The following is a 24586-nucleotide window of genomic DNA, read 5'->3' on the forward strand; positions in this document are numbered from 1 at the left end:
AACGTATCTATAAAGTAAAAATGGAGGCTACTATGGAGTTCGAATTGAGAGAATATCTGCAAATAGTATGGAGAAAATTGTGGTTAATTATTAGTTTGGTTGTTATCGCATGTGTTATCACAGGAATTTACAGCTATACATATATTCAGCCAATTTATTCAGCTAGCGCCAAACTGATTGTCAACAAATCATCCGAACATCAAGGGGTCCAATATATCGATACAGCAACAATTAATGCAAGTATTCTATTGGTTAATACTTACAAAGAAATTATCAAAACGCCAAGTATTATGGATAAAGTTGTGGAGAAATATCCGGATATTAAACTTTCATCCGAACAGTTGAGTCGAAAAATATCGATTAATTCTGCTAATGAAACACAAGTTATTACAATAGTCGTAAATGATAGTTCTTACCAAATGGCAGCAAAAATTGTGAATGCTGTCGCCGAGGTCTTTAAAGAAGAGATTCCAAACATTATGAATGTAGACAATGTAACCATATTAAATAAAGCAAAAGGAATTGATAATCCAGCACCTATTAACGCTAAGCCACAAAACAATATCATAATCAGCTTCTTGGTCTCTTTAATGATTTCTTTAGGAATCGTATTCCTGCTCGAATATCTGAATGACACAATAAAGACGGAAAAAGATGTCGAGAACTATCTTGGTATTCCAACATTAATATCAGTCTCAAAAATGAAAATGAAGGATGTTAGTGTAAGTAGTTCAAAACGTCAAAGTAGGGGTGGTGAAGCTAGTGTCAGTGTTAACCAATAAAAGTAAACAACATAATCTCATTCTACAAATGAATCCTAGTTCTCATATTTCAGAAGAATACCGAACCTTACGAACGAACTTGACCTTTTCTTCGGTTGATACGGAATTGAAAAAGATTCTAGTTACTTCATCCATTCCTGGTGAAGGTAAAACAACAACACTTGCAAATTTAGCTGTTTCTTATGCACAGGAAAATAGGAAAGTACTTATGATTGATGCTGATTTAAGAAATCCTTCGCTTCACCAATTCTTTCTAAAATCCAATAGAATCGGACTTACTAGCTTGCTAGCTAATAAGAATTCCGCCCCAGATATTATTCTAGATACAGACATTCCCAACTTGTCAATTATACCGTCAGGTCCGGTTCCCCCAAATCCATCCGAATTACTTTCTTCAATGAGAATGCAAGCACTTCTAGAAAAGCTTGTTGATGAATTTGATGTGATACTGATTGATTCACCGCCTGCTTTAGCAGTAACTGATCCTCAAATTTTATCGACCATGTGTGATGGTGTGTTGTTTGTGGTGAATCATGGGAAGGTAAAGCGGCAGTTTGCTAAAAAAGCAATTGCAAAAATCGAACAAGTCAAAGCAAAAATTCTTGGTGTAGTCATTAATAATAAGCCTAATAAGAAGAGTGAGACCTTCTACTACAATTAAATGTACAAACATGAAGCATGAAAGCTGTGAGGTAATGTCTACTGTACCTTTATCACTGTAGATACTCGGGCATGCTGTGGGCGGTTCCCGCCTTAGACGTTAATCGTCAATGGTATGTTGTGAGGAGGGGTTAGATGCCCTACTAGCACGTAAAAGTGCTAGGTATTCTGTCTTATGAAACAAAGACGGAATACCTAACACTTTTATAATAGGTGGATTAGGAGTAAACATAGAAATGGAGGTAACTAAGTGAGAAAAGTAAAGAAGGCCATTATTCCTGCTGCTGGTTTGGGTACGAGGTTTTTACCCGCGACAAAGGCAATGCCTAAAGAAATGCTTCCTATCGTAGATAAGCCAACAATTCAATACATCGTAGAAGAAGCAATTGAATCAGGCATTGAAGACATCATCATCGTTACAGGTAAAGGTAAGCGAGCGATTGAGGATCATTTTGACAGTGCGTTTGAATTAGAGCAGAAACTTCTTGAAAGCAAAAAGTTAGAGTTGTTGGAAGAAGTTAGAAGATCTTCGAAAATGGTTGATATCCATTACATAAGGCAGAAGGAACCAAGAGGATTAGGGCATGCAGTCTGGTGCGCAAGAAAATTTATTGGTAATGAGCCTTTCGCGGTTTTGCTTGGCGATGATATTGTCAAAGCCGAGACGCCATGTCTGCTTCAACTGATTAAGCAGTTTGAACTTACGGGAAAATCGGTAATTGGAGTCCAGAATGTTCCTGATGATGTTACTCACCGTTACGGTATCATTGACCCATTGGATAAGTACGGAAGACTATTTCAGGTGAAGAATTTAGTCGAAAAGCCGAACAGAGCTGAGGCGCCTTCCAATATGGCAATCATGGGAAGATATATTCTAACACCAGCAATCTTCGACTTTTTAGAAAGTCAAGAAGTAGGCGCAGGTGGTGAAATTCAGTTGACCGATGCCATTCAAAAGCTAAATGATCTGGAAATGGTTTACGCGTACAACTTTGAAGGTACAAGATACGATGTAGGTGAAAAGCTTGGTTTTATTTTAACCTCACTAGACTTTGCATTGATGAATAAAGAATTAAGCGGTCCACTGTTAGCTGCTTTAGAAGAAATTTTAAGCAAGAAAAGTATATACGCGGTATAGGAGGTTGAACTATGAGTGTATCTGAACTAGAGGCAACAGTAGAGAGGAACAGACAATATAAAAATCCGTCCGTTGGTAAAACCGTTACACTTGGCAGAAACCTACCTTTCTATCAATTTGCTAAGAGAGTATCAGATATCAGTTTATCACTTCTTGGTATATGCTTTCTTTCTCCGATATTGCTGATCGTAGCCATTATGATTAAGGCAGAAGACAGTAAAGGTCCTGTATTTTTCAAACAAATTCGCGTCGGTAAGGATGGGAAGGAATTTGGAATGTACAAGTTTCGCTCCATGGTAACCAATGCTGAAGCTTTATTGCCGGAACTTTTGAGCAAGAATGAAGTTAGCGGTGCAATGTTTAAAATGAAAGATGATCCGCGTGTAACCAGGATTGGTAAATTTATTAGAAAAACGAGTATTGATGAGTTACCCCAGCTTTGGAATGTGCTTAAGGGTGATATGAGTCTTGTTGGTCCAAGACCTGCCCTTCCAAGAGAAGTAGCGGAGTACACTGCATATGATCGACAAAGACTTGCGGTTACACCTGGCTGTACTGGTTTATGGCAGGTAAGCGGGAGAAGTAATGTTGGTTTCGCTGAGATGGTAGAACTCGACTTGGAGTACATAACCAAACGTACGATTTTTTACGATCTTAAAATAATATGTAAAACTTTCGCTGTACTACTAGGGTCAAAGGATGCATTTTAATTGTTAGAATGAGGTGGATTATGGAAAAAGGTGCAAAAATTTATGTGGCAGGTCACAGAGGTCTAGTAGGGTCCGCCATATTAAGGAAGTTGCAATCTGAAGGTTACTCCAACTTAGTATACCGAAACAGCAAAGAACTTGATCTAAGAAATTATGGAGAAGTTCGTCAGTTTTTTAATGAGGAGAACATTGATTATGTATTCCTGGCTGCGGCAAAAGTGGGGGGAATTGTTGCAAATAATGATTATCCTGCCGATTTTATCAGAGATAATCTTCTTATTCAAACAAATATAATTGAGGCCGCTTATCAAACAAAAGTTGAAAAAATCTTGTTTCTTGGATCAACTTGTATATATCCGAAGCTCGCCCCTCAGCCGCTTAAGGAAGAGTACTTGTTGACGGGAGAGTTAGAGCAAACTAACGAACCCTATGCAATTGCCAAAATAGCCGGCATTAAGATGTGCCAATCTTACAATAGACAATATGGGACAAAGTATATTTCAGTAATGCCTACTAATTTGTATGGCCCTAATGATAATTTTGATTTGGAAAAATCACATGTCTTGCCCGCGATGATACGTAAATTTCATGAAGCTAAGGAACGCTCTTTGCCACAAGTAGAGATTTGGGGTACAGGTACTCCGAAACGTGAGTTCCTGCATGCTGACGATCTGGCTGATGCTTGTCTTTTCTTAATGAAAACGTATGAAGATGATGAAATTATCAATGTTGGTGTAGGGGATGACATTTCCATTAAGGAACTCGCCGAATTAGTCCAGCAAGTCGTAGGGTATGAAGGTGAATTATATTTTAATACGACGAAACCTGATGGAACCCCGCGGAAGCTAGTTGATGTTGCCAAAATTAATGATTTAGGCTGGCAAGCGAAGATCACACTTGAAGATGGGGTTCGATCCGCATATCAATGGTTTTTAGACAATCACGTATTAGTAACAAAATAATAAAACAAATGGAGGAAATCATATGAAATCAGCACTTATTACTGGAGTAACAGGACAAGACGGATCTTATTTGGCAGAGCTTTTATTAAGTAAAGGGTATAAGGTTTATGGCTTACGTCGCCGGACTAGTACTCAAAATTTTGAAAATGTACAAAATATTAAGGATAAAATTGAATGGATTTCTGGTGACCTTACAGACTTGGCTTCTCTGATTGAAGCGGTAAGAATTTCTCAGCCAGATGAAGTATATAACCTGGCAGCTCAGTCCTACGTAGCCGCATCTTGGCCACAACCTATCGCAACTGGACAAATTACTGCAATTTGTGTAACAAATATGCTCGAAGCAGTTCGCATTGCTAAACCTGATGCAAGATTTTATCAAGCATCCAGTAGTGAGATGTTTGGTAAAGTAGTAGAGACTCCACAGAAAGAAACGACTCCATTCTATCCACGCAGTCCATATGGAGTTGCTAAAGTATACGGCCATTGGATAACTGTAAACTACCGTGAAAGTTTCGATATGTTTGCATGCTCAGGTATTCTATTTAACCACGAATCCCCTCGTCGAGGCTTGGAGTTTGTTACACGTAAAGTAACAGATGGCGTAGCGAGAATTAAGCTTGGACTTCAAAAGGAACTGAGAATGGGGAATCTGGATTCCCTGCGTGACTGGGGGTTTGCAGGCGATTATGTAAAAGCAATGTGGCTAATGCTCCAACAGGATGAGCCGGACGATTATGTCATTTCTACTGGTGAAATGCATACAGTTAAAGAATTACTTGAAGTAGCTTTCTCTTACGTAGGCTTAAATTATGAAGATCATGTTGTCATCGACCAAGCATTTGTGAGACCTGCAGAGGTTGATCTTCTGCTCGGTGACTGTTCCAAGGCTAAGGAAAAATTAGGCTGGGAACTGGAAGTAGGATTTAAACAATTAATTCATATGATGGTCGATGAAGACCTCAAGAGAGTGGAAGCTGAGAGCAGATATAATCAATTCGTATATGCAACCTAATTAGTACCCATAAAGAATGCAAAAATCGACCTCTTCGTTGGTCGATTTTTTGTATTTCTTCATCTAACGTGATCGGTGGATTGATTCTGAACTAGGAGATTCAAAATGAGAGCCCTCTTGAGTAGAATTTGGACAAATGATTCAAGCAGATCTTCAAAGGTTATTAAAAATATAGTTATTAATTTTGGCGTTAAAGGTCTTTCAGTGATAATCAGTTTTTTACTTGTCAGGAGCACCTATGATTTTCTTAAAGATGGAGAAACTTACGGCGTATGGCTAACCATATTGTCCGTGTTATCCTGGATAACTTTATTTGATTTGGGGTTAGGGAATGGACTAAGGTATAGACTTGCAGAAAAGATTGCATTAAAAGAGTACGTGTTAGGCAGGAAGTACGTCAGCACTGCGTATGTTGTTATGACAATCATAGTAATTGCTCTGTTACTTATATTTTTAATCGTGAATCCTCTATTACAATGGGACAATATATTTAACATTTCAAATGGTAAATTTTCAATAGACATCTCTATAAGCATAATTATAATTAGTTATCTGTTTGTTTTTTTGTTTTCCTTAATCAATTCGGTTGCATTTGCCAATCAGAATTCCTTCATACCTGGTTTAATAACTCTATTGACGAATATCGCAATTGTTATTTTGATTTATGTTTTTCATCTAATTGGATTTTCAAGTTTAATCAGTTTGAGCATTATCTTTAGTATGGTGTCACTCTTAACGTTAGTCATTTCCAATATATATATCTTTAAATTTAAATATACCAATATAAGACCGCATTATTCGTATGTTGACCGTTCACTTGTTGGTGAAATATTTAATGTAGGAATCAAATTTTTTATATTGCAAATTATGGCGATGGTTATCACCATGAGCAGTAATATGGTTATTTTGCAAACCCTAGGTCCGCAATACGTAACCGAATATCAAATCGTGTTTAAGCTTTTTAGTGTGTTTACCATTATTGCTTCACTAATTATGGCACCATTATGGTCAGCATATACGGATGCTTATACAAGAAAGGATTATAGCTGGATCAGGAGAACTTTGAATAAATTGATGCTCCTAATGGTTCCACTCGTGATAAGTATTGCAGGATTAATTATTATAGCAAATCCAATTATACATGTATGGATGGGTACATCATTTTCGATTAGCAAATCTGTTTTTGTTTTAATGGGGATTTACACTGCATTATCTATTTGGAACAATATATTTGCGTATCTGCTAAATGGTATTAATAAGACCAATGTTCAACTTATTGCATTAATTATTGGCGGTTGTATCAATATTCCCTTAGGCATTTATTTAGCAAAGAATATGCATCTTGGAAATTCCGGTATTATACTGGCAACCATCTGTTCATTATCGTTGTTTTCGGTCGCAGGACCAATTCAAGTGTATTTCGAGTTTTATTCAAAAAAGAAATCTGCCCTGATGCGAAATGCTTCAGTTGAAGAAGGTGGCTTATAGTGAAGATTTTATATCTGTGCAACTATATGTTGGATGATGTTTTATCAGTTAGGAATAATCAAAGTACGTTTGCGCAAGCTGCAAACAATAAAATCAATCAGATTCGAAGTTCATTGGAACTAAACGGTCATAAGGTTTCACTTCTGTCCAGCGGATTAGTTAATAATAAAAGCGGAAAAATATACAAAGGTACTAAAAGTAAACTTGATAATGATTTATATTACGTAGGTATTTGGGACTTACCACTCTTGAATATCATAAGTTCGATTGTGCTTATGACAGTTTGCATAAGTAACATACATAAAAAAGAAAAAATAGATTATATCTTATTTTGGAATTACAAACCCGAAGTTGCATTAGCCGCTCTTCTGTGCAAAATATTTTTAGGAGTAAAAATTATCGTTGATTATGAGGATGGCTATTTTTCTTTGCCTAATATAGGGAGAAAAAGACACATATTTAACTTCGTAGAAAAGGTTGTCAGCAAATATGTTGATGGGGCTATATTAATATCCAGACATTTAATCTCCAGAATAAGAAGTAAACCATATTATATTCTAAACGGATTAACGAACCAAAAAGTACTTGCATTTAAACGAAGTAGTTCAAAATCAAAGACGCATCCGATCACGTTGATGTATGCGGGTGGTTTGGATCATGAGCGAGGCATTGATGTATTAATAGAAGCACTGAAATATACGGACAAAAACTTCGTTTTAAAAATATCCGGTAAAGGGCCTCTTGGAAAAATGTTGGAGACTGGTCAAGATTCCAGAATTCAATATTTGGGTTTCCTGAATACGAGCAATCGATTCAACATATGTACGAATCGGATATATTAGTGAATCCGCAAAGAGAGAACATTGAATTTGCACAGGCGTCATTTCCATCTAAGATATTTGACTACATTGCAACGAGTAACCTGATCATTTCATCTAATATTGGCGATATGGATAAATTCAGCGAAAATTCATTTTATATTTATGAGAACGATGATCCTAAGGAATTAGCAAAAATGATCGATATGGCTATTACCGACATTCAAAATAATGTTACCGAGGAGAAAGTTAAAGGAATTATAAAAATAAGAGACAAGTTTCTTCCTATCAATGTTGGGGACAGCATGATCAAGACACTGATGCGTAATAATGCTTAAGAGAAAAGGTGACAATGTTGGATAGGTTAATAAAAAGTATAGTTATTTTGTTTATTATATTTTCCGTGTTGCCATATTTGCCTGAAGCACTCAATGATATTGTATATGGCAAAGTATCATACTACAAATTTGGGATCAACAAGCCATTGTTTGGAATTAGTTTACGGTTTTTAAAGGATTATTTGCTCATATTGCTGCTGCTGCTATCTTTTATAAAAGATATTGGAATCAGAAGCAAACAGGCATTTATGAAAAATGCACTACTATACTACTCCGTATTATTCATCATTATTTATGGTGGTTCAGTCTTGGTTATCGAGATGAAAGGTATGAATGTTCCGCAGCTAGTGGCAGGGATTCGCCCTTTAATATTGGCTTTAGCATGCGTAAAGTTAACAGAAACCTTTCGTGAATTAAAATTTATTAAGTCTATTTTTCATGTATTAGTTGGATTATTATTTATTGAGCTCATAGTAATTGTCGCTCAGTATATGGTTTATATGAAAGTGTATGGAGCTACCAATCCATTTTCACTGAGGCTATTAGGTACTTTCGGCGGTATTTCATTGGCCGGATATTTTGCAGTTGGAAGCGCCAGCGTTTTTTATGTTCTCAGAAGCAAGAAATTCGCTGAGCTTAAATTGAAGTATTTGAACATATTACAGCTTTGTTGCTTCGTAGTTGCAGGTATTTCCGGAACACGTGCTGCACTCATAGCATGTGTTTTAATCATGGCAGCTTGTCTTGTTAAACATTTAATAGAGAATGATAAATCGAATAAGTTAAACTTTTTACTAATCAGTATGTTATTTTTCTCTAGCGTTGCTGCACCTTATTTGATACAAATTGTAACAAAAGTTGCTCAACGTGGTGATATTCTTCAAGTTCAACTCGAGGATGGCAGAATTAAGGTGATACAAGATTTTATTGAAAATAACCCTACATTTAATGTCTTATTCGGAAGGGGTATCGGTTACGGAACAAATACTAGCGTCTTGTTAAACAAACAATATAATTTGGATTTAAAAACTGAGATTGTTGACGGTACTATTAACGCAATTATTGTTCAATATGGTTTCGTAGCTCTGCTTATAGCAATCATTTTAGTGGCAGGCTGGGTTCTGCTGCAAATAAGGAATTCCAAAATATCCGCGACAGATACCGTTGTATTAGTAATTGTAGGCGTGGTTTTATGCTTTGCAACGAATATACTCGAGCAATATGCTTTTTTAATTCTTTTCAGTGTCGCGTATTTCTTACTTCAATGGAAATCCTCCTTGTCTGAGAAAAATGAACAAGATACTGTTGATGGTCGTTCTAATTCATTAAGAACACCCCCTATAGGCACTCTAAATCAATTATAGGAAGAGGAGTTTCATGAGAATTCTACATGTTTTACCCCATCTGGCCCCGAGGTATGGCGGACCAGTCAAAGCTGGAATAGAGATGGCTAGTGCTTTAGTCAGACTAGGTCATGAGGTTAGCATTTACACGACTAATATTGACGGAAACAGTCATCTGGATGTGCCTTTGGATACTCCTGTGATGAAAAATGGCGTAGAAATTAAATATTTTCCTGTCCAGCAACCAAGGTTTTGGCATACTTCATTGCCACTTGCGAACGCACTTAAAAAATGATATACCGAAATTTGATATCGTTCATTCTCATTCCTTATATTTGTTCCATAGTCTAGTGACAGGACATTATTGCCGGAAACATGGAGTTCCCTACATTGTCCGTCCTCATGGAACATTAGATCCCTTTATGTACAAACGGCATCGCCTGAGAAAAATGGTAATGGAACTTTTGTTTGAAAACAAAAATATAAAAGAAGCAGCAGCTCTGCATTATACGGCTGCAGAAGAAATGACGCTTGCAGAACCCGTGACATTCAATGCTCCCGGCTTTGTAGTGCCTAACGGACTAAACGTAAGTGAGTATGATCACTTACCTAAAAACGGGACGTTTCGTAAGAAATATCCTGAATTAAATGGTAAGAAAATTATTTTATTTTTTAGTCGAATTAACTTTAAAAAAGGTCTCGACATCCTGATTGGGGCTTTCGATCTTGTACAACAACAACATCAGGATGCAGTTCTAGTTATCACCGGTCCAGATAATGAAGGCTTTGGGGATAAAGTAAGAGAATGGATCGGAGAGCGAAATCTCACCGATAAAGTTATTTTTACAGGTATGTTAACAGGTGAGGATAAACTGGCGGTATTAAGAGATGCAGATGTGTTTGCATTGCCATCATATTCTGAGAACTTCGGTATTGCAGTTGTTGAAGCGATGGCTTGTGGTGTGCCTGTTGTTATCTCGGATAAAATTAATATCTGGAGAGAAGTTGAATCGAATCGGGCAGGTAAGGTCTCGTCGTGTGATCATGTACAATTCGCTAAGGAAATTAATGCACTTTTGGCAAATGAAGAATTAAGAAGTATTATCGGCAATAATGCTCAACATATGGTAAGGGATTATTACCAATGGGATAAGATCGGGATGGCTTTGGAAAGGGAGTATACGAACATACTTCGAACTAGGGAAAGAAGACCGCAATCCTTTAAGGTTAGAGGGGATGCTAGTGTCTAACAAAATATTATTGTACAGCATTAATTATGCTCCCGAATTAACGGGAATCGGTAAATATAATGCTGAAATGGTAGAATGGCTAACCAAGAATGGATATGAGGTTAGGGTAATAACTGCTCCACCTTACTATCCGGAGTGGAAAGTTAGACAAGGATATTCGGCATTTAAGTATATCAAGGAGAATGTTGGTGGAGCACAGGTTTTTAGATGTCCCCTGTGGATTCCACGAAGCCCTTCTGGCTTAAAGCGCTTGCTGCATCTTGCTTCGTTTGCGCTTTCTAGCATTCCTGTGGTGATCAAACAAATGTTTTGGAAGCCACATCTAATATTAGTAATCGAACCGCCATTGGCCATATCGCCAATGGCTCTTTTATTTTCAAAAATATTCAATGTTAAGTCATGGCTCCATGTACAGGATTTAGAGGTAGACGCAGCTTTCGATTTAGGGATTCTTCCGAACAAAGAGGCGGTTAGCTCCATTGTCCGTAACATTGAACGTTGGATGATGAAAAAGTTTACTATTGTGTCGTCAATTTCGGAGTCTATGAATGATCGGATAGCTAACAAAGGGATTTCAAGGGATATGATACGTCTGTTTCCCAATTGGGTCGTTGTATCGGATATTTTTCCTATGAAAGAGATACCGCAAGGTTATAGGAACCAATTAGGAATTAAAGAATATGATTTCGTAGTCCTATATTCCGGAAACATGGGGGAAAAGCAGGGGTTGGAATATCTGCTGGAAGCCGCGAACTTATTGAAGGAGCGTCCAAACATCAAGTTTATCATGTGTGGTGACGGTGCTTCTAAGACTAGACTTGTGAAAATGGCGGAGCAGTATCGTCTGGAACATGTCTATTTTCTGCCACTTCAACCTAAGGATATGTTAAATGAACTGCTGAACACAGCGGATACTCACGCATTGATTCAAAAGAAAAGTGCTTCGGATCTGGTTATGCCATCCAAGTTAACCGGCATGCTTGCAAGTGGACGTTCCATCATTGCTACAGCGGATGCGAACACAGCAGTTCATTCGGTTATTACACAAGCTAATGCAGGGCTAGTGGTTCCTGCTGAAGATGTATCAAGTCTGGCAAATGCCATTTTGAATCTGTCGGACGATAAAGTGGGTCGTCAAACTTATGGGGAAAATGCCAGAGATTATGCTGTGAACTGTCTGAGCATTGAAAACATAATGAAAGACTTTGTAAAAGACTACAAAAGCTTTATTGGTTTCACACCAGTTACGAACAATGGTGTAAAAGCACAGGGGCATTCCTGAATGATGATAAGTAGGGGTACCAATGGTGAAAAACAAAATTAGGTTAGATCAATATAATCAGGACTGGTATTCAAGAGGGAGAAGTGGGGTTATCGTCCTGCTTTGGTGGTTAGTTCAAGGAAGCATTTTCAGATTTTCTATTCACAATATGTATGCCTGGAGAAGGTTTTTACTCAGACTATTCGGTGCAAATATTGGGAAAAACGTCCAAATACGTTCGAGTGCCCGATTCACTTACCCGTGGAAAGTTACAATCGGAGATCATTCATGGGTGGGGGACCACGCAGAGTTCTATAGTTTGGATTTTATTACAATCGGGAAACACTGCGTTATCTCACAGCATGCTTATTTGTGCACGGGAAGCCACGATATACAAGATCCTCAATTCGGCTTAATTACGAAGCCGATATGCGTACATGATGGAGTTTGGATTGCAAGCGATGTGTTTGTCTACCCAGGTGTAACCGTAGGTGAGATGGCCGTAGCTGCGGCCAGAAGTACCATTATGAAAGATATTCCCACTAATGAAGTGCATGGTGGAAGCCCTGCAAAATTTCTAAAACATCGTTTTGAAATGGCTGAAAGCAGCTCAACACAAGCACAAGCAGTATAAATAGAATATGCAAAGAAATAGGAGGAGTAGTTATGAGAATAACTGTAATAGGAACTGGGTATGTCGGTCTGGTATCAGGTGTTTGTTTTTCCAATCTTGGCAATGAAGTTACTTGTGTGGACAAGGATAAATCCAAAATTGATATGCTGCTTAGAGGAGAAGTTCCCATTTTTGAGCCAGGTCTGAAAGACTTGATTGAACATAATGTCTCGGAGAACAGACTATCATTTACGAGTGATTTGTCTAAATCAGTAAAAAGTGCAGAGATCATTATTATTGCCGTAGGAACTCCTTCGCTGCCAAATGGAGAAGCGAATTTACAATATATCGAACAAGCTGTTCGAGAAGTTGCAGTTGCTTTGAACGGATATAAAATTATTATGACTAAAAGCACAGTGCCTGTAGGAACTAACGAACATATAGCAAGCATTATGAGTGAGTTGACCGCTCATAATTTTGACGTAGTTTCAGTACCTGAATTTTTAAGAGAGGGTTCTGCTGTAAAAGATACGTTTCATCCGGATCGCATCGTAATCGGTGTGAATAACAAGAGAGCGGAACAACAGATTTGTGATTTACATAAACCTCTTACTGAAAATATTATCGTTACTGATGTTCGAAGCGCGGAAATGATTAAGTACGCATCAAATGCTTTCTTAGCTACGAAGATATCCTTCATTAATGAAGTTGCGAATATATGCGAGAAGGTAGGCGCGGATGTCACTATGGTGGCCAAAGGTATGGGGCAGGATCGTAGAATCGGGCCATCATTTCTATCTGCTGGCATCGGCTATGGAGGATCCTGTTTCCCTAAAGATACGGACGCTCTGATTCAAATTGCTGGGAATGTAGAATACAATTTTAAATTACTCAGAGCAGTAGTTGAGGTGAACAAAGATCAACGGTTCAACGTAACGAATAAATTAATGGATGTTTACAGAGATCTTAAAGATAAAACGATCACCATCTGGGGGCTGGCTTTTAAACCTAATACGGATGATGTTCGAGAGGCACCTTCCATTGAGATAGTAGAAACTTTGGTGAAGCTGGGTGCTAAACTTAAAGTCTATGATCCAATTGCAATGGAAAAATTCAGAGTTTTCTCGGGTATCGTTGGACTGGAGTATTGCAATAATGCGATGGAAGCAGCCGCTGGTTCTGATGCAATTTGTTTGTTAACAGAGTGGGATGAGTTTAGCAACATCGATTTGCAAGAACTTGGCAAAGTCGTAAGAACGCCGGTATTGATTGATGGAAGAAACGTTTTCGATGAAAACAAACTCGTCAATTCAAAATTTCAGTATTATTCGATCGGACGTCCTCACTTCAATCGTTTAAAGAATGCTGAAGAATTGGAAAGAGTCAATTAATTCTGAGGAGTGTCAGGTGCAGACTATTGCTTATTATATATCTGATTATGGTTATGGACATGCTACGAGGTGCATAGCGATTATTCGTGAGTTAATCGTAATTCGACCTGACTTGCGTGTAATAGTTTGTACTTCATTTTCGATGGATTTTATTAAGCAGTCGATGGCTCCATATAGTCAGGTACAATACCGCAACGTTAATAATGATATAGGATACTTTTTACAACAAGGCTCACTAGAACCGGATATAACTAAGTTGAAGGAAGAGTATCGGTTATATATAGAATCGGTCGATGAAAGAGTGCAGAAAGAAGTTGACTTTCTTTTAGAATTAAAGGTGGAGCTGGTCATCTCAGATATTGCCCCAATTCCATTTATTAGTGCAAGTTCTTTAGGGATTCCTTCGGTCGGTTTATCGAACTTTACGTGGTACACGGCGTACCGTAACTGGCTAACGGAATATGAACTTGTATTTTTAAAGAATGCTTACAGCAAAATGGATCATTATCTAGCATTTGGCGGTGCGAACGAACCATTATGGGGAAGACTCTCTAATGATTCATTTCAGTTGGTCAGCAGGGAGTTGGATATGGGGGAAGTAGCAAGGATCAGAGATGAGGCAAATATAGAGCAATCGAAAATGCTTGTGTATGTAGGTCTCGGTATGAAAGTTAATATGAATATTATATCTTCGTGGAAAATCTGGGACAGCACCGAGGTTGCATTTATTGTTTCTAGCAGTCATGGTTTCAATCATCCGAATGTTACAGTGATTCCCCATCATTATTTAGAATCACAGAACTATGTCGCGGCATGCGATTTAATTATTACGAAGGCTGGCTGGGGTACAGCTAGCGAAGCGGTACTAGCAAACAGACCCCTCTTGATTCTTAAAAGAAACGATATGAATGAAGATAAAAACACCATTCGTTACCTGAAGCATAAGCGTTTATGCTCTTTAAAGGACTGGGATGATTTGCGGGTGGAATCCTTAACTAAAGATCAGATCAATCAAATAATAAATAAGTACAATCGTGATCACACAGCACTAAATGATAAACAAAGTATTGTACAACGCATTAATGAAATTATAGAAATGAAACATAGGAGGCATAAATTATGAAAGTTGTATTATTGTCTGGAGGATCGGGAAAGCGTTTGTGGCCGCTGTCGAACGACTCGCGTTCCAAACAATTTTTGAAAGTACTAGAAAATGAACACAAAGAGATGGAATCTATGGTCCAACGAGTATGGAGGCAAATTGGCAAGGTTGGTTTGGAAAAATCCACTTATGTAGCAACAGGTAAGGGACAATTGGACATGATATACAGTCAGCTGGGTTCCAATGCACCAATCATTGTTGAACCTGAAAGAAGAGATACGTTCCCGGCGATTGCTCTAGCAGCTGTGTACTTGTATTCTATTGCAGGGGTATCTTTGAATGAAGTGGTTACAGTACTGCCGGTTGATCCTTTTGTGGAAAATGAATTTTTTGGGAAAATTAAAGAACTTAAACAAATTATTGAAGAATCTGAAGCTGATTTGGCACTAATTGGTGTGAAACCAACATATCCTTCGGAGAAATATGGTTATATTGTGCCTGAAACGTTTGATTCGAGCAGATTGTATAATAAAGTTAGTCATTTTACTGAAAAACCCCATGAAGACCAAGCGAAAACTCTGATCAACCAGGGAGCGTTATGGAATTGTGGGGTTTTTGCTTTTAAATTAAATTATCTTATTAACCTTTTAATTGAGAAGGGTCTGCCTATTCATTATGATGAGTTGTCTAAAAATTATGGACGTTTAAATAAAATTAGCTTTGATTATGAAGTGGTGGAAAAAGCGAACCATGTTGTTGTCACTTCATATGATGGTTATTGGAAGGATTTGGGAACCTGGAATACTCTGACTGAACAAGTTGGTTCAAATGTAATAGGTAACGGGATTATTAGTAGTGATTCTTTGAACACTCATGTAGTGAACGAATTGGAGATACCCGTTACTGTTATTGGTCTGTCAGACATAGTAGTGGCAACAAGCCCTGATGGAATCTTAGTTTCTGATAAAACAGCTAGCCCACGAATTAAGGATATTATGAAGAATATAGACCAAAGACCGATGTACGAAGAAAGACGTTGGGGTTGGTACAAGGTTTTAGATTATAGCAAACTATCAGACGAAAATTATGTTCTAACAAAAAGAATTTGCATTCTTAAAGATAAGAATTCTAGCTATCAGCTTCATCATAAAAGAAGTGAGACTTGGACGATTATTTCCGGGGAAGGTGAACTAGTCCTGAATGAAAAGCTTATTCATGTAAAATCGGGTGATGTCATTCAAATTCCAATTCGTTCCCGCCATAGTATTAAGGCCATTACTGACCTAGAATTCATTGAAGTGCAAACGGAAGTGAACTGGTCGAGGAGGATAATATTCGATTGTATATGGATTGGCATGAGATTGCTCAATGTGTAATTTAATGCAAGAATAATATAACCCTGGAGTTGTCCAATGGACAATTTCAGGGTTTTTTTTATTTTTTTTTAAATGTATTGATTTGTTACATAACGTATCATATAATGATAGCAATATACATATTGTAACACTTTACGACAAAGAAGTTACTTTGGGGGGGTTGGTGATTTGTGAGTAATTCAGAACTAGTGTTTTGCGTTAGTTGTAATAATATAATGAAGAAAAATAGCGCGGAGACCGTTTTTAAGACAGGCTTTTATAGAAATACTATACCATTGGGGCATTGTAAAGAATGTGCTTGTGGTGTATTTCCTGATCTTCAACTGGGAATGATAAGCCAGATGGATAAGAGCTTCAATTTCCCTACGCCAATTGTTTTTACAGCATAGATATTTTTTGTAGCAAAAAGGCCACTGTATGAATCAATGTCATTAAGTTAAACCCAAAGACCTGACCTGTAATAAAAGTAAATCCAAAACGGCATGGGATTAAGTCCTGTGTCGTTTGTTTTTGTTGCAGGTAAGGAAAAAAGCGTACAAGGTGCTTGTACAGCTGATATTGTTCCATCTTTCTGTCAGGTCCTGTATCTATTTCTCGTGCAAAAAAAGAGCAGGCACTAATTTCAATAGCCTGCTCTTTCCAGTAGATGCTTATGAGAACTATAATCAATTTGCTGCTTCTCAAGAAAGCTTGTCAAACTTTTGTAGTCTCGCTTCGGAGTAGCTAGAATATACCCTTTTATGCAGTGATCTCTAGTAACTTTGGATGCCCCCTCTTCCAAAGCGACTTCGCCGATTTTTGCGGCAATGGAATGCTTGGCAATGTCTCTAAATGGAGTTGGCACAGGAGATACCAACTGATCCAGGAATCTTTTGGAGTCATCTGTCCATAGATGTCTGGAATTGTCGACGTAATAATTCTGCCAATCCAGTTTTGATTTTCCATCTTCTTTGGGCAATACTTTTAAGAACTTGCGGAACATGAAGTAACCACCAACCGACATAAAGAAGAGCAGGATAAACACCCAGAAGATAATAAACCACATAAAAAAATCACCATTCATATATTTGTCACCTCAAATAACATTATAGTTTATGTATGAATTATACCTCATTTATAGATTTCTTGCGACAGAGCGAGTAAAATAAGGGAGTAGTAAACCTATATAAAGGAGTTAACGATCATGCCCAAAATTGGATCACACGTCTCTTTTTCCGATAAAGGATTATTAAATGCTGCTGAGGAAGCAATTTCTTATGGTTCTTCCACATTTATGATATACACAGGTGCACCGCAAAATACCCGTCGAAAGCCGATAGAAACACAGTTTATTGAAGAAGGCAAAGCTTTGATGGATAAGCATGGCATTCATGAAATTGTCGTGCATGCCCCATATATCATTAATCTTGGTTCCTATAAAGAAGACACTTTCAAGTTGGCTGTCCGTTTCCTACAAGAGGAAATTCGACGCACCGATTATCTTGGAGTTCGGAATATTGTCTTACATCCGGGAGCTTATACGGATAAAGATGCCGAATACGGTATTGCTCGTATCGCTGATGGACTTAATGAAGTATTGGCTGGAGTAAAAGACACACAGGTGAATATTGCTCTGGAAACGATGGCGGGCAAGGGTACAGAAATCGGAAGAAGTTTTGAAGAAATCGCTGCGATCATGGACAAAGTTGCGGATAATCACAAATTGACAGTATGTATGGATACTTGTCATATACATGATGCAGGATATGATATTGTTAATGACCTGGATGGTGTACTGGATCATTTTGATCGTGTGGTTGGTTTGAGCAAATTAGGCGTCATTCACTTGAACGATAGTAAGAATGCGCGAGGAGCCAGTAAAGACCGACATGCCCCTGTAGGTTCAGGATGGATCGGCTTTCAAGCAATGAATAATGTTGCACGGCATGAGAAGCTGCAGCATCTGCCGATGATCCTCGAGACTCCATGGATCGGGAAAGAGGATAAGTCTCAGCGCCCTATGTATGAAGCAGAGATAGCACTTTTATCGGGAAATCTGAGTGAACGCTTTGGTGGAGATTTCCTTGATCATGTGGAACGTATCGATCACTTGCTTACGAAGAAAGACATTCATTATCGTGACTTTGTTTTGAATACTTGGGATTTGTTAAAAAGCGATGCGAAGGCAAAGAAAGCGGATGGTCGTGAACCTATGGAACGTTTATACGATATCATTCACGAAGAACGTTTGCTGCCCGAATTAACCGAGGAACAGATTAATCATCGCTTAACCGTGTGGTTTGCAGGCCAAGAAGCACTCAAGAACGACTAACATAATAGCAGGAGGAACATCATGAATCAAGCGAGTAATACGGCTCCTTTAAGAGGAGGGGACACCACAATCAATCGCGCTAGGATGCTAATTTCTTGTCCTGACCAGCCGGGAATCGTAGCAGCGGTGTCTCAGTTCTTATTTGAATACGGAGCAAATATTGTACAATCAGATCAATACACGATGGATCCGGAAGGCGGAATGTTCTTCATCAGAATTGAGTTTGATTTACCTGATTTAAGTGCTCGGGTTGAGCAGTTAAAACATGATTTTTCAAAAGTGGCTGATCATTTCCGTTTGGACTGGAGTTTATCGCTCGCCGCGCAGAAGAAGCGCATTGCCATCTTTGTGTCCAAGGAGGATCACTGTTTACTCGAATTGCTATGGCATTGGAGAGCTGGTGATTTGAATGCGGATATCGCTATGGTAATCAGTAACCATCACGATATGAGATCGCTCGTAGAACCGTTTGGAATCCCGTATCATTATATCCCGGTAACTGCCGATACGAAAAAAGATGCCGAGCAACGTCAGCTTGAAGTTGTTGGTGACAATGTGGATGCTATCATTTTGGCTAGATATATGCAGATCGTTTCACCTGCGTTTATCGAGCATTTTGCAAATCGCATCATTAACATTCACCATTCGTTCCTTCCTGCTTTCGTAGGAGGCAAGCCTTATGCTCAAGCGCATAATCGCGGTGTGAAAATCATTGGCGCAACAGCGCACTATGTGACAGAAGAGCTGGATGGCGGACCAATTATCGAACAGGATGTACAGCGGGTAAGTCACCGTGATAACGTAGAGGATTTAAAGCGAATTGGGCGGCATATCGAACGGATCGTTCTGGCTAGGGCAGTTTCTTGGCATGTCGAGGATCGAATCATTGTTCATAACAATAAAACAGTTGTATTTAATTAATAAAATGAATGTTGTACTAAATTGGCACATATAATCAGTCCGTACACATACAAAAGGTTGTCTAGACATATATACGTCTTATAAACTAAGTTTTAAATGGGCATCAGCACTATATGACTTCTTTCACCATAGAGAAGCAATATAGTGCTGATGCCCATTTGTCTTATAATATTTTTTTTGTGTAAATATAGTAATCCAGATCAACTTACTTTTTACACCCTGTTTACTTTATATAAATGGTAAATTTTCAAATGTTCCCCCAAGGGTATTAGTGGCATCGCCATGTAACCATTTATCAATTATTGTATGATATATTGAACGGAAATCGACTTCGCATTTAAGATCACCATTAATAAGAGTGGTGAGATTGGGGTGTGAACCGTAAAGCCCTCCTTTCACTCTTTCACCTATTATGAATACAGGTGCGGCAGTGCCGTGATCGGTGCCGCCGCTGCTATTCTCCCTTAATCGGCGACCAAACTCGGAAAAAACCATAATGATTACATCATTGTGTGTTCCGTTTTCCTTAAGATCCTTAAAGAACGCTCCAAGACCATCGTCTAATGTTTTTAATGTTTCTTTGTGTTGTTGCTTTTCTTGAACATGATCGTCAAAACCACCTAGTTGCAAATAGTAAATCTGGGTTCCCGCTTTTCCGCTTATTAGTTTTGCAGTAAGCTGTAGATCCTGAGAAAACTGTGTGTTTGGATAATCGGCTTTTTTTACATAAGAGCTGACGATGGATTTGATTGCTTCAAGGTTGTTAAATGCCGAGAGCCCTCTTTGGCTTACGACTTGTAGATAATCATTCTGAGAATGAGTTTGATAGATGTTTAGAGCTGATTTTATTAGATTTTTTTGATAAGCATCAGGTGTGCTTGAAGTAAATGCTCGAAATGTTTCTAAAGATTGAACAACCGGAACATCCGAACCGGGAGATATGAAAGCTTTATTCACGGTACCAGCGCCTATTTGGATAGCTGGAAGGTGGTGATCCGCGGAGGACGATGTTATATACCTTCCTAACCATCCCGTTGTTGCAATTGATTCAGGTACACCTGTTTGCCAGATTTCCATGGAGCGGAAGTGAGAGAGATCTGGTTTTGGATACCCAACACCCTGAACAATAGCGAGTTTTCCATCTTGGAACATAAATTGTAAATTTCTTAAACAAGGATGTAATCCTATTTGATTGTTGAGAGGAAGTACTTCCTCTTGCTTGTATCTGAGAGTCGGTCTGGCGTCATAATATCGGCCGTTTGTATAGGGAATAACTGTGTTTAATCCATCATTACCGCCAGATAGTTGAACGACTACAAGAGTGGGTGATTTTACTGGTAAAGTCGCAGCATCATTATTGGCGTAAACTGCTTGTCCGATTCTAGAGAAACCGCCTAAGCTAATTGTGGCAATTAGCTGAGAACTTTTTATTAAGAAATCTCTCCTAGTCAAATTCATGAACTAATCCTCCTTCCTCATTATTTCAGTTGAGCTTCTGGACACATGAGCATGAGATGTATGAATGGGCATACTTCATCTTTTGTATGTAGTCGACTTGTACTTGCGAAATTGGTTAACCCATATAATGTAGCGGGACTTAGAACAGGAATGCTTAACTGCCTTCCCATGAATTTAATTCTGTCTAAAGTTGGCATCTTTTCAGTTTCAGAAAATGGCTGCAGCCATGAGATGCTGATATATTTAACAGCCCATTCTACAAACTGAAAGCGAGAGAATAGATAAGTTGTGGATAGCCAAGCTTGATCACCTTGCCAACCGGCTACATTAGGAGGATTATATAATTCTTGTCCCATTGCTTTTGCAATATTAATTATGTATCTGTTGAAAGGCAAAGGAAGCAATCTGCTTAGAGTAACGATATATTCGACTGGCGACTTTATAAGGGACATTACAACATGTTCTTCGTAGAATTTGTCTGATAAAAAAATAGTGGAAATGGTATCTCCAATATTTTGGGATTTTTTTAGTTGAGAGGCTACTTCTGCAACCCATGTTTGAGGAGGGTTGGGAAGAGCAAAGTATTGAAGTAATTTGTTGGCTATGAATGAATATAATGCGTCTTGTCCTATTAGGATATTGATAATATCATCTGCATCCAAGAAGCCGCTTTTACCAAGCACGGTCTTCATTCCTGAGTCATGTTGTGCAGGATCCAAATCGACCAGATCATTTACACGGTCGTAATTCCAGCCCGTAAAGGAGCGGGCTGCTTCTTTAACATCCTGTTCGCTATAGCAGCCTCTTCCCAAAGTAAATAGTTCCATAACCTCTCGCGCATAGTTTTCATTGGGACTGCCTTTTCGATTCTGTCCAACATCAAGCCACATCATCATAGCTGGGTCGGTACCTATTTCATTAAGTAAGTCTCTAAAAGATCCCAGAGCATACCTTCGGAAAAGTTCATTTTGCCTCAACATTAAAGGGGGTAAATGAACTTTCCCAATTGATGTGGCAAAATGACTGTGCCAAAATAGAGTCATTTTCTCAATAAGCGGCGCGCTTGTGTTGATCATGCGATAAAACCAATATAACTGTTGATCACCTAGTTGATTGGAATTTAAAGCAATACCATCACATATTACATCATTCATCTCCTTCATTGATTGCGGATAATCTGTTAATGGTTGTCCGGTAATTAGACGGTTGACAGTTTCTAGCTTTCCTAGTTTAAGACAAGCATCTATTTCTAATTTAGTCCCACCAAAGGACGCACGATTAAGCAGATGTATGACTTCGTGTTCTGTCCAAATTTGCGACACTTTTTCACCTCCGTGAAATATGTAGAAATATATATTATTATAGACGTTCTTATGATACGCTTTGTTTCGTTAACGGTGAAAAAAATCTAAAACGCAAAAAATCAAAAAAAAGAAAAGATAAGGTCTGGTAATTTATTATCAAAAAGCTAAGATTTTATCCGTTAATGTGGCAAAGCCTCAAAGCAAATGGTACAATAATGCAAGTGAGCAAATTAACTTGTATGTACAAGTAAAAGAATCAAAAACCAATGAACATATATAGGAGGAACGTTTCATGACAGCTACGAATCAAACGATCGAGCAGCTTGCGGTGAATACAATCCGTACTCTCGGTATCGACGCGATTGAAAAGTCTAAATCCGGCCATCCAGGTATCGTAATGGGGGCAGCTCCCATGGCGTATGTGCTGTGGACACAGCATATGAAGCACAATCCGGCTAACCCGAAATGGGTAAACCGTGACCGCTTTGTCCTGTCTGCAGGACATGGCTCCATGCTGCTGTACAGCATGCTGCACCTTTGCGGATATGATCTCTCCCTGGATGAAATCAAGAATTTCCGTCAATGGGGAAGTAAAACGCCTGGTCACCCTGAGTTCGGCCACACAGCAGGTGTAGACGCAACAACCGGTCCTCTTGGACAAGGTGTAGGTATGGCTGTAGGTATGGCAATGGCTGAAGCGCATCTTAGAGAAACTTACAACAAAGATAGCTTCAATGTAATTGATCACTATACCTACGCAATTTGCGGCGACGGCGACTTGATGGAGGGCGTTTCCTACGAGGCGATTTCCTTGGCAGGTCACCTGAAGCTGGGCAAGTTGATTATGCTTTATGATTCCAATGATATCTCCTTGGATGGCGAGCTGAACATGGCTTTCTCCGAGAATATTCAAAAACGCTTTGAATCTGCAAACTGGCAGTATCTGCGCGTAGAGCAAGAGAACGACCTTGCTGCAATTTCCAAAGCTCTGGAAGAAGCGAAGGCGGACCCAACTCGACCTACTTTGATCGAAGTTCGTACAACAATTGGCTTCGGAAGCCCGAACAAAGGCGGAAAAGGCGGACACGCAGGCCCTCACGGTTCACCGCTTGGCACGGACGAAGCGAAGCTGACCAAGCAAGCTTACGGCTGGCCGGAAGAGCCTGACTTCCTCGTACCGGATGAAGTAAGAGCTCACTACGCACAAGTAAAAGAAAACGGCGGTAACGCTGAAGCTGCTTGGAACAAGTTGATGGATGCTTACAAATCCGCACACCCTGAGCTGGCGGCTCAATTCAATATGGCTGTTAACGGCGAGCTTCCTGCTGGCTGGGACGCTGGACTTCCTGTCTATTCCACAGAAGACAAGCCATTGGCTACACGCGCAGCTTCCGGTAATGCCATCAATGGCATTGCGGGCAAATTGCCGCAATTGATTGGCGGTTCTGCCGACCTTGCAAGCTCCAACAACACCATGATCAAAGGCGAAAGCAACTACACATCCGCTAACTATGCGGGCCGCAACCTGTGGTTCGGTGTACGCGAGTTCGGTATGGGTACGGCTCTGAACGGTATGGCGCTTCACGGCGGTCTGAAAGTATACGGAGCGACTTTCTTCGTATTCTCCGATTACCTGCGCGCTTCCATTCGTCTTGCTGCACTGATGAAGCTTCCGGTTGTTTACGTGCTGACACACGACAGTATCGCTGTTGGTGAAGACGGTCCGACTCACGAACCGATCGAGCAGCTTCCTGCTCTTCGCGTTATCCCGGGTGTTACTGTAATGCGTCCAGCTGACGGTAACGAGACTTCCCAAGCATGGCGCTATGCGTTATCCCAACAGGAAGGTCCAGTAGCCTTGGTGCTGACGCGTCAAAATCTGCCAATCTTGGAAGGTTCCGCAGAGCTTGCTAAAGCGAACATCGACAAAGGCGCATATGTAATTTCCGATGCAGCTAACGGCAAACCGGATGCACAGATCCTGGCGACAGGCTCCGAAGTTCAATTGGCTGTAGCAGCTCAAAAACAACTTCAAGCAGAAGGCATCCACGTTCGCGTTGTCAGCATGCCAAGCTTGGAGCTGTTCGAGAAGCAGCCGCAATCGTACAAGGATTCCGTTATTCTACCTGAAGTGAAGAAACGTCTTGCTGTAGAAATGGCTTATCCATTAGGATGGGAAAAGTATGTAGGCGATCAAGGCTCCATTCTGGGAATCAGCACATTCGGTGCTTCCGCTCCTGGAGACCGCGTCCTGAAAGAGTACGGTTTCTCCGTTGAAAATGTGGTAGCTCGCGTGAAGGCTTTGCTTTCCTAATATGTATTCATGAAATGAAATAATAGCATCT

Annotated in this window: 22 protein-coding genes and 1 pseudogene; 20 read left to right on the forward strand and 3 right to left on the reverse strand. The window is 39.3% G+C overall.

Annotated elements, in window-relative coordinates; all coding sequences use genetic code 11:
- Window positions 1-32 precede the first annotated feature (32 nt).
- The 17 genes and pseudogenes from L0M14_RS03635 to L0M14_RS03715 all read left to right on the forward strand — a co-directional run bounded on the left by L0M14_RS03635 (window position 33) and on the right by L0M14_RS03715 (window position 16252).
- Window positions 33-782 carry a YveK family protein gene (locus L0M14_RS03635; RefSeq protein WP_235120888.1) on the forward strand — a complete coding sequence of 250 codons (750 nt, stop codon included), beginning with the start codon at window positions 33-35 and terminating at the stop codon, window positions 780-782.
- On the forward strand, window positions 763-1443 hold the full coding sequence (locus L0M14_RS03640) for a CpsD/CapB family tyrosine-protein kinase (RefSeq protein ID WP_235120889.1): 681 nt from the start codon (window positions 763-765) through the stop codon (window positions 1441-1443). Before L0M14_RS03635 ends, L0M14_RS03640 begins: the two co-directional genes overlap by 20 nt.
- A 249-nt stretch (window positions 1444-1692) precedes the next feature.
- Window positions 1693-2580 carry a UTP--glucose-1-phosphate uridylyltransferase GalU gene (gene galU, locus L0M14_RS03645; protein WP_235120890.1) on the forward strand — a complete coding sequence of 296 codons (888 nt, stop codon included), beginning with the start codon at window positions 1693-1695 and terminating at the stop codon, window positions 2578-2580.
- An 11-nt stretch (window positions 2581-2591) separates the two neighbouring features.
- A complete protein-coding gene (locus tag L0M14_RS03650; RefSeq protein WP_235120891.1) occupies window positions 2592-3290 on the forward strand; it encodes a sugar transferase in 699 nt (232 codons plus the stop codon).
- A gap of 20 nt (window positions 3291-3310) precedes the next feature.
- Window positions 3311-4252, forward strand: coding sequence for a GDP-L-fucose synthase (fcl, locus tag L0M14_RS03655; RefSeq protein WP_235120892.1), 942 nt, complete (start codon window positions 3311-3313; stop codon window positions 4250-4252).
- 22 nt (window positions 4253-4274) lie between these two features.
- The gene (gene gmd / locus L0M14_RS03660; protein WP_235120893.1) at window positions 4275-5267 is read left to right on the forward strand and encodes a GDP-mannose 4,6-dehydratase; all 993 of its coding nucleotides are present in this window, start codon (window positions 4275-4277) and stop codon (window positions 5265-5267) included.
- A gap of 105 nt (window positions 5268-5372) precedes the next feature.
- A complete protein-coding gene (locus tag L0M14_RS03665) occupies window positions 5373-6755 on the forward strand; it encodes a lipopolysaccharide biosynthesis protein (RefSeq protein WP_235120894.1) in 1383 nt (460 codons plus the stop codon).
- Window positions 6755-7597, forward strand: coding sequence for a glycosyltransferase family protein (locus L0M14_RS03670; protein WP_235120895.1), 843 nt, complete (start codon window positions 6755-6757; stop codon window positions 7595-7597). Before L0M14_RS03665 ends, L0M14_RS03670 begins: the two co-directional genes overlap by 1 nt.
- Complete coding sequence (locus tag L0M14_RS03675) at window positions 7597-7911, forward strand: hypothetical protein (RefSeq protein WP_235120896.1); 315 nt, start codon at window positions 7597-7599, stop codon at window positions 7909-7911. Before L0M14_RS03670 ends, L0M14_RS03675 begins: the two co-directional genes overlap by 1 nt.
- A gap of 14 nt (window positions 7912-7925) precedes the next feature.
- On the forward strand, window positions 7926-9275 hold the full coding sequence (locus tag L0M14_RS03680; protein ID WP_235120897.1) for a hypothetical protein: 1350 nt from the start codon (window positions 7926-7928) through the stop codon (window positions 9273-9275).
- Between the two features lie 13 nt (window positions 9276-9288).
- On the forward strand, window positions 9289-9549 hold the full coding sequence (locus L0M14_RS03685) for a glycosyltransferase family protein (RefSeq protein ID WP_235120898.1): 261 nt from the start codon (window positions 9289-9291) through the stop codon (window positions 9547-9549).
- 40 nt (window positions 9550-9589) lie between these two features.
- Window positions 9590-10504, forward strand: coding sequence for a glycosyltransferase (locus L0M14_RS03690; RefSeq protein WP_405031035.1), 915 nt, complete (start codon window positions 9590-9592; stop codon window positions 10502-10504).
- Window positions 10497-11786: a glycosyltransferase WbuB gene (locus tag L0M14_RS03695; protein WP_235120900.1), complete on the forward strand. Its 1290-nt coding sequence runs from the start codon at window positions 10497-10499 to the stop codon at window positions 11784-11786. The genes L0M14_RS03690 and L0M14_RS03695 overlap by 8 nt, the downstream gene beginning before the upstream one ends.
- A gap of 22 nt (window positions 11787-11808) precedes the next feature.
- Window positions 11809-12399: a putative colanic acid biosynthesis acetyltransferase gene (locus tag L0M14_RS03700; protein WP_235120901.1), complete on the forward strand. Its 591-nt coding sequence runs from the start codon at window positions 11809-11811 to the stop codon at window positions 12397-12399.
- Between the two features lie 32 nt (window positions 12400-12431).
- Window positions 12432-13769: a UDP-glucose dehydrogenase family protein gene (locus L0M14_RS03705; RefSeq protein ID WP_235120902.1), complete on the forward strand. Its 1338-nt coding sequence runs from the start codon at window positions 12432-12434 to the stop codon at window positions 13767-13769.
- Window positions 13770-13785: 16 nt separating this feature from the next.
- A complete protein-coding gene (locus tag L0M14_RS03710) occupies window positions 13786-14892 on the forward strand; it encodes a glycosyltransferase (RefSeq protein ID WP_235120903.1) in 1107 nt (368 codons plus the stop codon).
- Window positions 14889-16252: pseudogene (locus L0M14_RS03715) on the forward strand (sugar phosphate nucleotidyltransferase). The gene L0M14_RS03710 and the pseudogene L0M14_RS03715 overlap by 4 nt, the downstream one beginning before the upstream one ends.
- Before the next feature lie 617 nt (window positions 16253-16869).
- Here the strand turns inward: L0M14_RS03715 and L0M14_RS03720 are convergent.
- The gene (locus L0M14_RS03720) at window positions 16870-17310 is read right to left on the reverse strand and encodes a DUF2621 domain-containing protein (RefSeq protein WP_235120904.1); all 441 of its coding nucleotides are present in this window, start codon (window positions 17308-17310) and stop codon (window positions 16870-16872) included.
- A gap of 120 nt (window positions 17311-17430) precedes the next feature.
- Between L0M14_RS03720 and L0M14_RS03725 the strand changes: the two genes are divergently transcribed.
- The gene (locus L0M14_RS03725; RefSeq protein ID WP_235120905.1) at window positions 17431-18558 is read left to right on the forward strand and encodes a deoxyribonuclease IV; all 1128 of its coding nucleotides are present in this window, start codon (window positions 17431-17433) and stop codon (window positions 18556-18558) included.
- A gap of 21 nt (window positions 18559-18579) precedes the next feature.
- Window positions 18580-19479, forward strand: coding sequence for a formyltetrahydrofolate deformylase (gene purU, locus L0M14_RS03730; protein WP_235120906.1), 900 nt, complete (start codon window positions 18580-18582; stop codon window positions 19477-19479).
- A gap of 228 nt (window positions 19480-19707) precedes the next feature.
- Here the strand turns inward: purU and L0M14_RS03735 are convergent, their stop codons facing one another.
- Together L0M14_RS03735 and L0M14_RS03740 are read right to left on the reverse strand one after the other, a co-directional pair.
- Complete coding sequence (locus L0M14_RS03735; protein ID WP_235120907.1) at window positions 19708-20937, reverse strand: DUF1501 domain-containing protein; 1230 nt, start codon at window positions 20935-20937, stop codon at window positions 19708-19710.
- Window positions 20938-20957: 20 nt separating this feature from the next.
- On the reverse strand, window positions 20958-22259 hold the full coding sequence (locus tag L0M14_RS03740) for a DUF1800 domain-containing protein (RefSeq protein WP_235120908.1): 1302 nt from the start codon (window positions 22257-22259) through the stop codon (window positions 20958-20960).
- A 274-nt stretch (window positions 22260-22533) separates the two neighbouring features.
- Between L0M14_RS03740 and tkt the strand changes: the two genes are divergently transcribed.
- Window positions 22534-24555 (forward strand): transketolase, encoded by a 2022-nt coding sequence (gene tkt, locus L0M14_RS03745; protein WP_235120909.1) that lies wholly within the window; start codon window positions 22534-22536, stop codon window positions 24553-24555.
- The last annotated feature ends 31 nt before the right edge of the window (window positions 24556-24586 follow it).

It is taken from the genome of Paenibacillus hexagrammi, from assembly GCF_021513275.1.
Taxonomy (GTDB): domain Bacteria; phylum Bacillota; class Bacilli; order Paenibacillales; family NBRC-103111; genus Paenibacillus_E; species Paenibacillus_E hexagrammi.